The sequence below is a fragment of the Acinetobacter sp. LT1 genome (assembly GCF_059800965.1).
On record NZ_JBBAXE010000008.1, the window covers coordinates 92,751 to 107,563 of the forward strand.

Annotated in this window: 12 protein-coding genes; 6 read left to right on the forward strand and 6 right to left on the reverse strand. The window is 38.8% G+C overall.

All coding sequences use genetic code 11. The features are described from left to right. Positions 1–5 precede the first annotated feature (5 nt). The 5 genes from WBW42_RS09830 to WBW42_RS09850 all read right to left on the reverse strand — a co-directional run bounded on the left by WBW42_RS09830 (position 6) and on the right by WBW42_RS09850 (position 5,149). Positions 6–1,373 (reverse strand): MATE family efflux transporter, encoded by a 1,368-nt coding sequence (locus tag WBW42_RS09830; RefSeq protein WP_017387596.1) that lies wholly within the window; start codon positions 1,371–1,373, stop codon positions 6–8. 106 nt (positions 1,374–1,479) lie between these two features. Then, positions 1,480–2,634, reverse strand: coding sequence for a pyridoxal phosphate-dependent aminotransferase (locus WBW42_RS09835; protein ID WP_032013090.1), 1,155 nt, complete (start codon positions 2,632–2,634; stop codon positions 1,480–1,482). Between the two features lie 28 nt (positions 2,635–2,662). Continuing rightward, complete coding sequence (locus WBW42_RS09840) at positions 2,663–3,973, reverse strand: DUF445 domain-containing protein (protein ID WP_017387594.1); 1,311 nt, start codon at positions 3,971–3,973, stop codon at positions 2,663–2,665. 13 nt (positions 3,974–3,986) lie between these two features. Continuing rightward, positions 3,987–4,550 carry a CC0125/CC1285 family lipoprotein gene (locus WBW42_RS09845; protein ID WP_005066722.1) on the reverse strand — a complete coding sequence of 188 codons (564 nt, stop codon included), beginning with the start codon at positions 4,548–4,550 and terminating at the stop codon, positions 3,987–3,989. A 59-nt stretch (positions 4,551–4,609) separates the two neighbouring features. Further along, entirely contained in the window at positions 4,610–5,149 is a 540-nt protein-coding gene (locus WBW42_RS09850) for a DUF924 family protein (RefSeq protein ID WP_002121850.1), read from the reverse strand. 168 nt (positions 5,150–5,317) lie between these two features. Here WBW42_RS09850 and gshA point away from each other — a divergent pair, with 168 nt between their 5' ends. From gshA to WBW42_RS09875, 5 genes are all read left to right on the forward strand, one after another. Continuing rightward, positions 5,318–6,895 (forward strand): glutamate--cysteine ligase, encoded by a 1,578-nt coding sequence (gene gshA, locus WBW42_RS09855; protein ID WP_005066727.1) that lies wholly within the window; start codon positions 5,318–5,320, stop codon positions 6,893–6,895. Positions 6,896–6,911: 16 nt separating this feature from the next. Next, complete coding sequence (locus tag WBW42_RS09860) at positions 6,912–7,433, forward strand: disulfide bond formation protein B (RefSeq protein ID WP_002121896.1); 522 nt, start codon at positions 6,912–6,914, stop codon at positions 7,431–7,433. A gap of 158 nt (positions 7,434–7,591) precedes the next feature. After that, on the forward strand, positions 7,592–10,468 hold the full coding sequence (locus tag WBW42_RS09865; protein ID WP_032057111.1) for a type VI secretion system Vgr family protein: 2,877 nt from the start codon (positions 7,592–7,594) through the stop codon (positions 10,466–10,468). A gap of 3 nt (positions 10,469–10,471) precedes the next feature. Further along, positions 10,472–12,070 carry a glycoside hydrolase family 19 protein gene (locus tag WBW42_RS09870; protein WP_032057109.1) on the forward strand — a complete coding sequence of 533 codons (1,599 nt, stop codon included), beginning with the start codon at positions 10,472–10,474 and terminating at the stop codon, positions 12,068–12,070. A 15-nt stretch (positions 12,071–12,085) separates the two neighbouring features. Beyond that, positions 12,086–12,613, forward strand: coding sequence for a hypothetical protein (locus tag WBW42_RS09875; protein WP_032062531.1), 528 nt, complete (start codon positions 12,086–12,088; stop codon positions 12,611–12,613). A gap of 55 nt (positions 12,614–12,668) precedes the next feature. Here the strand turns inward: WBW42_RS09875 and WBW42_RS09880 are convergent, their stop codons facing one another. After that, entirely contained in the window at positions 12,669–14,012 is a 1,344-nt protein-coding gene (locus WBW42_RS09880; protein WP_032057108.1) for a PGAP1-like alpha/beta domain-containing protein, read from the reverse strand. A gap of 211 nt (positions 14,013–14,223) precedes the next feature. Between WBW42_RS09880 and WBW42_RS09885 the strand changes: the two genes are divergently transcribed. After that, positions 14,224–14,805, forward strand: a complete 582-nt coding sequence (locus WBW42_RS09885) for a YqiA/YcfP family alpha/beta fold hydrolase (protein ID WP_032070466.1) — start codon at positions 14,224–14,226, stop codon at positions 14,803–14,805. Positions 14,806–14,813: the final 8 nt, after the last annotated feature.

Sequence of the window (14,813 nt, forward strand, 5' to 3'; positions counted from 1 at the left end):
TGGTTCTAAATAAGAACTTTGATCGTCTTTTTCTTCCAGATAAATTGATAATACAAGCCTTGAATAATACATAAACTCACAAATGCCAAGGCATAGGCAACCCAAATGCCTTTAAGTCCCCACATTGAGCTAAACCAGTAAGCGCATGGAATTTCAATAAATAAAATGGCAGAGATATTAATCAGCATTGGAACAGTCACGGTGCCGCTCGCACGCATGATAGAGGCAAAAATGGCACCTGCGCCAAAGAATAAAATCGCCCAAAGTACAATAAATAAAAGCTGTTGACCTAACACCACCACAGTTGGGTCGGTAATAAACAAAGCCATTAAATATTTTGAAAATAGATAACCAAGTGCAATTAAGGCACCTGTAAATAAAAAGTTCATTCCCAGAGCCGTACGGGTTACTCGCGCTAATAGATCTGATTTACCCGCACCAATCGCTTGCGCTGCAAAAATTGAGGCTGCTATGGAGATCGAAATCGCTGGAAACTGAATGTAGTTGAGTACCTGATTCACTGCACCATACGCTGCTGTAGCATGTGAACCATAATGGTTAACCAACCCAACAATAACTAAACCCGCCATTGAGGTCGTAATCATTTGAATACCCGTTGGGACGCCTAAGCGTAAAATAATTTTGCTTAGTTCTGGATTATGACGGATATGTTGCAGAAGTTGACGATTCGGCCGAAGTGAATGATTTTTCTTGTTAAGATAAATCGCGAGAAAAATTAATATTGCGATATAACTAATAATTGATGCTATAGCAGGAGCAATAATCCCTAGGGCAGGAAAGCCAAAATAACCTTTGAGAAGAATTGGTGTAATAATTACACCGATGACACTGGTTAAAGCTAGAGCCAGTAAAGGGGTCGTACTGTCTCCCACACCACGTAAAATTGAGGTATAGATAATATAAACGAACAGAAGTGGACTACCCGCCAACATCCATTGTACATAAGGCAAAGCAAGATGCATTACCTTGGGATCTGTACCTAAAAGCTCCAAAATATCATGGGCGAAAAACACACCAAGAATCGCGGTAATAATTCCACCAATGATGGTCATAAACAGGGTAGAACCGACCACACTTTGGACTTTCTCTATATTTTGCGCACCCCATGCTTGCCCTACTAAAACAGTAGTACCCGTTGAAATCCCAATAATAAAAGCGAGTAGCAAAAATAAGATAGGGAAATATACAGAAACTGCCGCAATTGCATCTACTCCCATCATTTGACCAACAAAGATGGTGTTAATAGTTCCCGACAAGTTCTGCAAAATATTGGTTGCAATCAAGGGTAGCAAGAAAACAAAAAATGTTTTCCATAGATTTTGCTGTTGAATTAAGGACTGTCTTGGTGGCATGTATTCTCCATCGCCCATCTCTTTGTTGAGTTGGGCGGATATTCAACTTAGCATATTTGGAGTGAATGACTTGTAGTATTTTTACAGTGCTAAGTGGCTAAATTTATTAACATTGATTCAGAATTTCTCCTGCTTTTTGCAGAGTCTCATCATTTTTAGCAAAGCAGAATCGAATCAAGCGTAAAGACTCAGGCGCTTGCTGGTAGAAAACCGAAACTGGAATTGCCACAATCTTGTGTTGCTCGGCAAGAAACTGGCACATTTCCACATCGTTTAAGTCGGGACGAATTTGACTATAATCAAGATTTTGGAAATAAGTACCTTGAGAAGGTTTAAGTAAAAAACGACTATTGAGAATTGCCTGATTAAATCGATCTCTTTTCGTTTGGTAAAACTGAGAAAGCTCTTGAATATGTTCTGGATGTTGCTCCATATATTGCGCTAGAGCAATCTGACAAGGGGTCGTACCACAGAAATTCGCATATTGATAAATCTGGCGGAATAAACGCATCAGCTCAGGTGAAGCGACGCAGTAACCCGTTTTCCATCCCGTCACATGAAAGGTTTTTCCAAAAGAACCAATCACAAAACTACGCTCTCTGAGCTCTGGAAAATGCAATGCGCTAAAGTGTTGTTGACCATCAAAAACTAAGTGTTCATAGACCTCATCGGATAAAACCAGAATATTTTTATCTTGAATCAGTTCAATGAGTTCTAACCAGTCTTGTTTTGCCCAGATCGTACCGGTTGGATTATGGGGCGTATTCACCACAATCATACGGGTTTTGTCATTAATCAAATCTTTAACTTGTTGCCAGTTCACCTTAAAGTCAGGTGCTTGCAGGGCAATATGAACCGCTTTGCCGCCTGCTAACTCGACAGAAGGGCCATAGCTATCATAACTTGGGTCAAAAATAATGACTTCATCACCTGCATTGATGCAGGCTTGTATGGCACAAAAAATTGCAATGGTTGCGCCAGGAGTAATCGTGATTTGAGTAACCGGATCAAGTTGAATTTGATCACGTTGCTGAAATTGTAAAGCGAGTTGCTCCCGTAAACCGAGAATACCATCGCCAGGCGGGTACTGATTATGTCCAGCTAAAGTCGCTTGAGATAAGGCTTCAAGTAAGGCTTGTGGCGCCGGAAAATCTGGAAATCCTTGTGACAGGTTGAGTGCACCTAGACGATGTGCCAGTGCCGTCATGGTACTAAAAATAGTCACGCCTTGAGTGGCCAATTTTGACTGTAGCTGAAGCATATTGTTCTCTTATTAAAAATATTTAAAGTTATAAAATTGATTCAATCACTGCCCGAATTACACCAAGTGTCAAACCAATAAATGCACCCACTACAACACCATTTACTCGGATCATGTGCAAGTCGCCACCGACTTCATTTTCAATTTTCCCGATCATTTCACGTGAATCCCATTCATGAATGCGTTCACTCACATAGCGTATGATTTTATGGCTATATTGATCCGTAAAATTCATGGCAAGTCCTGTCATTTCTTTGTTGAGAACTTCACGTACTTTTACATTTTGAACGAGATTTTCACCCAACTGCTGAATCGCAGCTCGCAGGTTCATTGCAATGCCAGAGTCTTCTTTCATTAAATCTTCTTTAATGGCATCACACAAAATAGTGACAGCACCACTAATAAAATTTAGAACTTGAGGACTATCAAGGAGAGCATCTTTACCGCTGTTAAGGCGTTGACTGGCAACACTATCGGGTTTCGCTAGCTCTAGCATGAGTGAATGTGCAATTGTTTCAATTTCTTGTCGCCATGGGTGTTCATGGTCGGCCAGCATTGATTCTACTTTTTCAACCAATGAGTCGATGGTACGTTGTTGAACATCAATTCCAATCCAGCTTGCGCCTCTTGCAAGTGACCAGACACCCAGTGCTTTAAACATTTTTCGGGTTAATTCACGGGTTTTATCTGGGTTTTGTACCACCCACTCATGGGCAATATCTAGACCACGTTGTAAAACATCTTGGTGGAAATCATTTTCCAAGACTGCACGTAGCATTTCACTGGCGAGTTTGTTGACTTGGGTATTACGTACCCATTGCACGCTGTTGTTTTGCACGAAATTAGCAATTTGCTCTTGGCTCACAAATTCAAAAATTTTCGGTACAGTTTGCTGAATGAGCTGCACCACTTGCGTATTGTTTTGCGGACTTGCCAACCATTGACCAATTGCGAGGCTTAAGTCTGTTTTTTCTAAGCTTTTTTCGACCACTTGAGGCGAAAGAAAATTTTCCTGTACAAAACGGCCCATCGACTCTGCAATCCGTGCCTTGTTACGCGGAATAATCTCGGTATGGTCACGTAAAAACTTAGGAATTGGTAACTTACCAAAAGGGTTCCGAAACAGAACTGTAATCGCGTACCAATCGGCTAGACCACCAACTACGCCGGCTTCGGCCCCTAGCATCAAAATATGAATAAAACCTGTGTATTCTGGCAGAAAACGGTCGGCTACCATCAGTGCAATCCACAGCACAACGACGATGATCAGCGCTAGGGTAGCAAAATATTTACTACGTTTAAGACTGGGCACGTGGTGAACTTCTTCTGCCATGCTCATAAATTTATCCTATTCATTTTTGTTTTACTGGAGGCTCGGGTGGTGGCAACAGCGCTCCTGTCGGACTCAATCCATATTTTTGTCCGATTGATTTCAAGATCAAGGTTGCATCAAAAGCGTCTTGAGGAGCTTGCTTTTGATCCCGATAACATTCAATAGTATACGACACTTGAACAGGGTCGATATTGACCACTTGTGGGAAATCATAGAACGGATCATGCCAGAAACCCGGATAGCGACGACCATAGCCATAAGGATAAAAGCTTGGAGCAGATGGATAAACCACAGCCTGACGTGGTGGTTTCTGACTTTGGTTACTTGGGTCATTCAGTACTTTAAAAAAGCGGAAACCTTTTTGTACGGTCGTTTGCGCTGATTTTACCAAAGTGATTTCTTCAGCTGCACCGTAACTCATATTCGGATCGGCTTGAAAACTAATACGAAACGTTTGCGCATTTAAAGGGTATGCGGAAAACTGGCCAAGTTGATCAAAGGTTTTTGGTTTACTTGGAGTCGTTGCACAAGCAGTTAAGGTTAAGGCAGCGCCTAAGGCTAAACAAAGAGAGAGATATTTCATGGTGAACTCCCAGCTGAGCATTAAAACAAAGATGACTCAGCATTAAAAATTAAGAAGCTTTAAAAACTACTGTTCGGTTCTAATAAAAATTCGGTTTCCTCTGGAGTAGAAACACGTCCGAGAATGGTATTGCGATGAGGATAGCGTCCAAAGCGATCAATAATGACTTTATGCTTTTTCTCAAAGCTTAAGTTAATTTCATTGCCAAGACGTTGAAATAATTTTAAGGCAAATTCATGGATCAATTTTGATTCACTATGCATAAACGGCATATATAAAAAAGAGCGTTGCTCTGGATTAAGCTGTGCATCGAGTTGCAAACTAATTGCTTCTTGTGCCAAAGCTAATGCCAAGCTGTCATAGGCAAAAGATTGGGGCTGATCACGATAGATGTTGCGAGAAAACTGGTCTAGTACAATAATCTCTGCCAAACGACCTTCTGCTGTTTTTCGCCAAGACCAGAGTTCTGCTTGAGTTGCCTGTCGATGAACATCAGAAAAATTTTCACGGATTTTTTTGTCAAAATCATCACTTTTTGCAAACCAAAGTGAACGGTGTTCAGGAGAAAACCAGAAGTTTAAAATGTCTTGTTCGTTCATGATATTGACAACTCTTTAGCAATTATTCTTCAATAAAATCACAATTCTTTCGTGTCTTAAATAACAAGATTGTGATAAAAATTGCCAAACTGGAATGATGTGATTATATAAGTAACCGTATCATCTCACGATTTTGTATATAGTGATCTTTAATAAGCGAGCAAATGCATGAGTCAACCCACTACACCATCTCAATCAGTTATTCCTGCTTGGGTGGATTCGTCGCTACTACAAGGCATGTTACGTGGAATAGAGCGTGAAAGCCTACGTATGCAAAGTAATGGGTTCTTATCACAAGAGTTACATCCGAAGGCACTAGGTTCGGCGTTAACACATCCAAAAATTACGACTGATTATTCAGAAGCGTTGATGGAGTTTATTACCTCACCTAAGCCAACGATTGAAGAAGCTCTGCATGAGCTCACCGATATTCATGCGGTTGTGCATCGTCATTTAGAAAATGGTGAAAAACTCTGGCCGCTGTCTATGCCATGTATGTTAGACGACAATGAAGAACGCATTCGTCTAGCGCAATATGGCACTTCTAATATTGGCCGTTTTAAAACACTATATCGCCGTGGGTTAGGAATTCGATATGGTCGTCGTATGCAGACCATTTCAGGGGTGCATTACAACTTATCTTTCCCAGATACACTTTTTGCTGAGCTGCAAGCTCATGAAACTGACGAACAATTAAAATCATTAAGTTTGCAGGATTACCGTAGCCATCGTTATTTTGGCCTTATTCGTAATTTTATTCGTTTAACACCATTGGTCATGTTCTTGGTGGGCGCGAGTCCAACGGTATGTCGTTGTTTCTTGACCGGACACAAACATCATTTGTTGCCTTTAATCAAAGGTTCATACTATTTACCGTATGCTACAGCACTCCGTATGGGGCGATTGGGCTATCAAAACTCAGCACAAAAAAGCTTAGGTATTCATTACAACAATTTGTCTGGCTATCTGGATGGTTTACAAAAAGCCGTTCATTCTCCTTACCCACCATTTAGCCGTTTAGGGTTAAATGATGCATCTGGTGAGCCGTTGCAAATTAATGATCATGTTTTGCAGATCGAGAATGAATATTACAGTCTAGTACGTCCAAAACAGGTGCCTCAAGCAGGTGAAACACCGTCTCAAGCTTTAAAAAATCGAGGCGTTGGTTATGTGGAGTTACGTGCTGTAGATGTAAATCCATACTCGGCAATTGGTGTTGATGAAACGACAGCAGGCTTTCTTGAAGTGTTAGCACTTTATTGTCTGTTAAGTGATAGCCCAGACTTATTATGTCCTGAGCAAGACTTGGTTGAGAAAAATCAGACAGAGGTGGTCAACCGAGGTCGAGCGCCAAACGCAACCATTACAGATTTAACTGGGTCGTATCACATCGAAGATTGGGCACGTTTATATATTGCAAAAATGCAAGATTGTGCACAATTACTCGATCAGACGTATGCAACCGACTTGTATGGTTCAGCTTTGGCGGTTATGCAAGCACGAATTGATGAAGTTGATGAAACTTTATCTGCCCATGTCATTGACGATACGTTAAAGCATGGTGGAACTTGGAGTTTTGGTAGCCACATGGCTCAGTTACATGCTGAAAGTTATGAACAGCATGAGCTTAGTGTGGAAACTTTGAAACATTTTGAACAGTTGGCTGCGCAATCTTTACAGCAGCAAGAAAAACTTGAGCAAGATACCAAGATCAGTTTTGATCAATATCTTGAACAATATCGATAATAAAACGAGGTTTTACATGCGATTAAGTTACCGTTTGGTGAGTGGACTACTTGTTTTAGCAAGTATAGTCGGCATGTCTTTTGCGTTGTATCTGGAACATGTAAAAGGTTTAGAGCCATGTCCGCTCTGTATTTTTCAACGTGTTGGCTTAATGGCGATGGGCCTTGTAGCACTCATAGCCTTTTTGCATAACCCAGTTTCCAATGCGGTTAAACGTTTTTATGCATTTTTAGCAGGCATCGCAATTTTATGGTCAGTGGGTGTAGCAGGACGTCATGTCTGGTTGCAACATTTACCACCAGATCAAGTACCAAGCTGTGGCCCGGGTTTAAATTATCTAATTGATGCCTTACCAATGAAAACGGTTTTACAAGAAGTATTGTCGGGTTCAGGTGAATGTGCAGCAATTGATTGGACCTTTTTAGGTCAATCTTTACCAGTTTGGTCATTGGTCTATTTCCTCTTACTATTACTGGTCTGTTTATGGCAGTTATTCCGTTTTTATCCAGTATTTAAGACAACCAAAAAAAGAGCTTAAAGCTCTATCAAAAAGCCCAACACTATGTTGGGCTTTTTATTGCTTGGGAATAGGTCAAAATATAAAAAAACGAATTAAAAAAAAGCATAATCATGTAGACAGATAGTTCTGTTTTTTATAAAGTGCAGCCGTTTATATATCCTTATGATTATAAAAAAATGCTTTTTAATATCTTTAATGTTTTGGAAAAAATAGGGTTAAGTGCGCAGAAACGTGCCGTCCATGTGCAATTTTCTAATGAACTACTCAATAGCCAAGTTTTTTTACAACGTATAGAAGGCCAACATCAGCTAAATGGGGGATTGGAAGCTGAGTTGATCTGCCTTTCAACGAGTGCCCAAATTGCATTGAAGCAGTTTATAGGTGTGCAAGTTGCCGTTGATCAGGTCACTGATTCTGGACAATTGTTCCGAACTACAGGAATTGTGACAGAAGCGAGTTATGGCCAGAGTGACGGTGCTTTAACGCTTTATAAACTCACCTTAAAAGACGCGACAAACTTATGGCACAAGCGCCGTAATAGTCGTGTTTTTATGAATAAAAGCATTATTGAAGTCACGGAAGTTCTATTTAAAGAATGGCAAGAAAGAAGTCCACTTTTTGCGACAAGTTTAAGTCTCGACCTCAGTGGGTTAAGCCAGAGTTATGATATTCGCCCATTTATCATGCAGCACAATGAATCTGATTATGACTTTCTTACACGCTTATGGCGAAGTGAAGGCGTTAGCTGGCTAATTGATGAAGCAGAGCTTTTTGTTCCTCACTTTACTGCACCTATACAACCTCAAAAACTAAGACTCATTGATGATAATAGCCAGTACCAAGCTTTAGCACGTCGTAGTATTCGCTATCACAGAAGTAGTGCAACAGAATATCAAGATAGCATTACTGGTTTTGTTGCAGTGCGGACTTTACAGCCGACTGCTGTACATGTGCAGCGTTGGCAACCTGATGCTCTAGCACATGAAGAAGGTGTAGGTTCAGTTATCACTACACACCTACATTCTGAGCAGTTTGATTCAGCGAGTTTGAGTCTTGAAGAAGCATGGCATCTTAGTCCTGCTTGGATGCAAGATTTGAAAGGGGAAGATCAGGCCACTGCTTCAAGTAGTAATCAGCTAGAGAAATTAAATCAGCACTTCACTGACATGTATGCGAGTCAGGCCAAATACTTTAAGGCCTATAGTAGTGTCCGTGATAGCCAAGTTGGTTATTGGTTTAACCTACAGGAGCATCCTGAAATTGATCAGCATGAAGGGGCTGATCAAGAGTTCCTCATCATTGCTAAAAATTTTTATAACCAAAATAACTTACCAAAAGATTTACATCAGCAAGTTAGCCAGTTGTTAACCCAAAGTCGTTGGGATAAACATGGTTATGATGATATTGAGCGCCAAGGTAATGAGCTGACCCTAATACGCCGTCAGATCAAGACGGCACCTGAATATAATCCAGAACAGCATCGCCCAATTGCTTACCCGCAAAGAGCCAAAGTCGTGGGGCCAGAGGGAGAGACTATTCATGTTGATGAATGGGGGCGCATTAAGGTGCGTTTTCTATTTACCCGTAGTGATGATCATGGGCATGACGGTGGCGCGGGTAGCAATGACAATGATACCGACTCAGCTTGGGTGGATGTACTGACTCCTTGGGCAGGCGAAGGCTATGGAGCACGTTTCTTACCACGTATTGGTGAAGTGGTGGTCATTGACTTCTTTGATGGCAATATTGACCGTCCATTTGTGACTGGACGCATTCATGAAGCACAGCGCTCACCAACCAAGTTCGATGTGAAAGGGCAGCTTCCTGATACTAAAAAACTAAGCGGAATTCGCAGTCAGGAAATCAGTGGTAGTGGTTTTAACCAATTACGCTTTGATGACACAACGGGACAAATTAGTACCCAATTACAAAGTAGTCATGCAGCAACACAGCTGAATTTGGGTAATTTAAGCCATCCGAAAGAACAAGCGACGAGTCAGGGTCGTGGAGAAGGCTTTGAGCTAAGAACAGATGCTTGGGGAGCTGTGCGTGCAGGTAAAGGCATGCTCATTAGTACCTATGCACAAGAGCAAGCTCAAGGACTTCACCTTGATGCGAATGAATCCAAACAGCAGCTTGAAGGCGGGTTAAACAACAGCAAAGCTCTAAGTGAACTTGCAAAAAATCAGCAAACAGATCCATTGGAAGTTCTTGATCATTTAAAAACCTTTTTAGATCAGATTGAACAGCGAGACAGAGATAAAGCTGCTGCATTTAAACAAGCGATTATGGTGTTAAGTGCACCAAATAGTATGGCCCTTACTAGTAATGAAAATATCCATCTGAGTGCAGATGGACATATTAGCCAAACTGCTGGTGATAGTATTAACCTGAGTACTCAAAAGAATTTTATTGCTCATGCCCAGAATAAGATAAGTTTTTTTGCAGCTCAAAATGGAGCAAGAATGTATGCAGGTAAGGGCAGAATTGAGTTACAAGCACAAAGTGATGGTACAGATATCATTGCACGAAAAGGGATACAGATTATTTCAACAGAAGATAGAATCGAAATAACTAGCCCAAAAGAAATTATACTCACTGCGGACGGTTCACAACTCAAGATTAATAGTTCGGGTATTTTCCCTGTAACTGGGGGCAAGCTTGAGGTTAAAGCAGGTCAGCATTTATTTATGAGCGGTGCAAATATTGTTGTTCCCAAGATAAGCTTACCTACTATAAAAACACCTTATAGTAATAAAATTAACTATAATTGGAATATAAATTCGGAAGATAAAAAAGAACTATTTATTATAAATAAAAAGAACAATAGCCTTATAAAAACCCATAAAAATAAGCTTGATAAGAATAATAATTTAAGTTCATTACGGTTTTATACACCAGAAGAAGCAGACTTTACTGCAATGATTTTTAATTCAGATTATATTCAGTTAAAGCAAAATATGCCTGATAGTGAAAATATTGATGAGCTTTTAGAGGAAACACTTTTGTATGACGAAGAAAATGATGACGTCTATACAGAAGAGGAGTTTTGATTAATGAGTAAATTAGTCACTATTACTTCTAAGTTTTATGATAAGTCTGGAAAGCAGATTATTAACTTAAATGTACAATCTAGATATAAAGATTCATTAAATGCTAATAGCCAAAAAACTGATAAACTCGGTCTTTTTGTATTTCAGGCTTCACCAAATAGAACTGTTGAGATATTAGCAAAGCCTCCTAATCAAAAAGATTATACAGTATTTAAAACGATAAACTCTTCTATTCATTCCTCAGAAAAAAATCCTATTAAAGTTCAGTTGCCAAAAACAATTGATGAATATAAACAAGTAAAGCAATCCAGCTCAACCAAAGGAATCGTAAGTACTTTTTTTAAAATTGTTGATATGAATGGAAAAGTTATGAAAAACTTTCCTATTCAATCACGACCAAAAGGTAAAGGAAATTCGCCCGATAAATATACAAATGATGAAGGCATAGTAGAAGTACGCTCATCACCTAATAGAGACATAGAGGTCTTAGTATTAACATCAAATGATACATTTTTTTTAAAAAGTTCAATAAATTCTGCTAATGGCAGTTCACAACCAATTTTTATTAAATTAGATGAGCCTTATGAAAAATTTAAAAGTGCATCTACGATTAAAATTTTAGATCGAGATGGAAGTGACTACATTGTAGAAAAAACTAATGTGGAAATGTTAGTTGTTGAAAATGGTAAAAAACAGCTTTTTAGTATTTCGAATGGAAAATTACCATTACAAAGCATGGTAGGGCAGAAACTAGAATTTACGGTGTATAAGCCTGATGGTAAGCCTTTAAAGACACAAACCTATATGGCAACGCGAGTCAAAAACAACCCTGTTGAGTTTCATCTGGATGTAGATATAACAAAAGGCAGTACGGCACAGAATGATCCAGAGATTAATAAGAATGTTAAAGTTGATATATTAATTACAATGGACCAAATGAAAAAAATGTGGCCAAAAGCTTCAGCTACAAAAATTCAACCAATTTTAGATGAATTAAATAGCGATTTAACTGGCTACAAATTGGATACTAGATTGAGACAAGCCCATTTCATGGCTCAAGTTAGGCAAGAAGTTGGTAGCTCTTTTTCACTGAGAGAACAAGTGGAATATATGGGGCCAACGGCATTGAAACAAATTGGCTATTATAGAACTCATCATAAACAAGCAGATATTGATGGATATAAAAGAGGCCAAGGACCAGCAAATGGAGAAGTAATTGCTAATCGCATGTACGATGATAATTATCGTAGCGCTAAATATAAATTAGGTAATACTTCTCCTGGTGATGGTTGGAGGTATTTAGGCCGAGGACTAAAACAATTAACAGGAAAGAATAATTATCAAGATTTAACTAATATGTACTCAACTATATGGCCTGGAGAGAAAGTCGATTTTGTAAAGAATCCTGAATTAATTGAACAACCAAAATATGCGGTTAGATCTGCCATTAGATTCTGGTTGAAATTTAAGCTTTATGATGTTGCTGATAAGGGTGCTAATGGAGAACAGGTAGATGCCATAACAAAAGTAATTAATGAAGCTACAAATTCATATGCTGATCGACGAGCACATTTTGTTCAGGCAAGAAAGATTTTTATTTAATATAGTGTTTATGAAATGAAAAAATATTTTACTAGTATTCTGTTTATTATATCATCTCTAATATATTCTCAGAATTTATTTGCAAAGGATCAATGTAATATTGACCAACAAGTAAACTTAAATATATTTAAGAAAAATGATTATAAATTCTATAATTATATATGTGAATCTTCGGAAGGTTCATATCTTAAAGGTTATGTAGGAGATCAAGAAAAAAAAATATTTGTTGGTGATTATTCTGATTTTGCAGCTAAGGAAAGTCCTAAACTTTTAGCTGTCAGTATTTATAAATCAAATAAAAGAAAACCTCCTATATTAATTACCCTTAACTCATCATATTACTGTTGTACTCCACAAATTGAAGGTGAAATTTATCAAGTTAACCTATATCAAATTAGTAAAAATAAGACTTTAAATCTGAAAAATATAACAAATATATTAGGTAGTAATGCAGAGGGTTTTGAAGGGATTGCAGAAGGGAAAGTCTATTATAAATATAAAAATATTTCTGAGATTAAAAAATGGTTAGATAAAAATTATTAATAGATTTATGATTTTTAGAATAATTTAAAAAAACCCAACATAAGTTGGGCTTTTTTTACGTCTCTACAATTCCTTCTAAATCTTCGAGCTTATAGTTCGGCATATCAATAATATGAGTTTGAATACCTTCTTGGACGTAATCATTAATATGAGGATATAACCAACGAGTAATCTGTTCCGCAACACTTGAGTGATACTGAATTTCAAAGTGATTTAAGCCATAAAACACGGCTTTATGTGAATCTGGAACTTTAAGCTGAAAACGTGGATTAGGGTGTTCGCCTAGCGCGCTTTTTACACTCACTAAGTAGTCGCCAATTACGGTCAACGCTTTATTGCGCACCTTTTCAAATTCTAAGGTCCCTGCCACTAAAAAGGTGTTGATATGGGAAGGTAGCGGAGCAGGGGCGCGGTTATCATCCATCATACCAATACGGGCATCCATATGTTCCCAATCATCATCACGAACGCTACCGTGGCGTAAGTCTAAAATACCATTACTCCGAATATTAACCAGTTGACCGAGTAAGCCGACAAAAGGGAAAGCCCCAAGTTTATCTTGTATGGTAAAGCCAAAGCGCTCTAAAACTGCCCCATGATGTGGAGAGCCAATACAGACTAGATTCTCGACCATATGGATCCATTGATACATATTTTGTTTGCCATAAAACAAGGCACTACGGGAAACCAGTCCGCCCATACTATGGCCAATGATATCGATGCTGGTAATTCTTGGATTACGTTGGACCAAGTCTTCTAATAAGTTTGAAAAACTGCGTCCATTAGCTGAAATGCGTCGACCTGTGTTGTAATTTAAATACAACATGGTGTTATGGTCACGCTGCGCTAACAGGCGCTCACCAATGCCGCCATAGTGTGCATTTGACCAAGTCAGATGGTTCATACATAAACCATGAGCTAAAATCACGATACGGCCTGCAAGTTCCCCTTGTTGTATTGCACCGTAGTGATCATATAGCACCATGGGTAAAGCGAGGGGGCTATGCTGTTTCAGTAGATAATCCCCAAAAATCCCATTCAAAATACCGACTAAAAAATGTAGGCTTGGGGTGAGTGGTTTTTCGTGAAGTGTAGGATATTTTTCAATAATGTGACGTAAGCTTGGCGCTAAAAAACAACTCCCATATTTTTGTAAAGCACCATAAGAAAATTGATATGCCTTTTGCACAAATGGTCGTTTTTGAAAGTTTTTAGCATTTTGTGTACTCACACCAAAAGCATTTTTTAATACTTCAATATTAATAACTTGAATTAATTCATGTACACCATTTAAGCTGGTACTGAACAGTTGAGCTAAACCTTCTAATACGTCTGCCTGACTAGGTGGCGTACGATCCCATTTACAATAAGTTTCATGTAGTGGTGTTAAGCTCGGCATATCTTTTCCCCATATACGTTATAACCGACGTTTTAAGCTGTACTTTTTATCAACGGCAGTAAACGTTTCCATCTTAGTAGTTTAAATAACACATGTTTTTAAAATACTGATGAATGGTTAGTTGAGTGGTTTTTCTTGTCTGACAATAGTGTTTTTATATACAAACTGAGAACAAAAATGTGAGTTTATTCTCAATTTAGAGGGAAAATATATGAATATTATCTACCTCCATGGCTTTAATAGTAGCTCTCTTTCAATTAAAGGGCTGAGCCTTAAGCAGTATTGTAGCGAATTGGGCATAAATGTGCATTTGCCAGACTTAAACAGATCTCCTGATCTAGTGGTTGAGCAAGTTTCAGAGCTGATAGAGTCTTTAGATGATGTAGCCTTAGTCGGTAGTAGCCTTGGCGGGTTTTTTGCGACATATTTTGTCGCGAAATATAATGTTCCAGCTGTACTGATTAACCCTGCTATGCAACCATGGAAGCTGTTTGATGAGTTATTTCAAGTTGAAAGTATGCCCTATGTGGTGAATGATCAATGGTCAATTGACCATGTCCAGTTAAGGCAGTTACAACAACTGGAACTGAAACAACCTGAAAATGCCGACAAAATACTCGTCTTATTGCAACAAGGCGACGAAATTTTGGATTATCGTCAAGCACAACGCTATTATAGTGCTGCAACGCCATCCTCATTGATTTTGACGGATGCTCATGGCAATCATGCTATGGAAGATTTTGAAGAAAAATTACCGTTAGTGATCGAATTCTTTGCGCACACCATCAAATAAGGAAAACG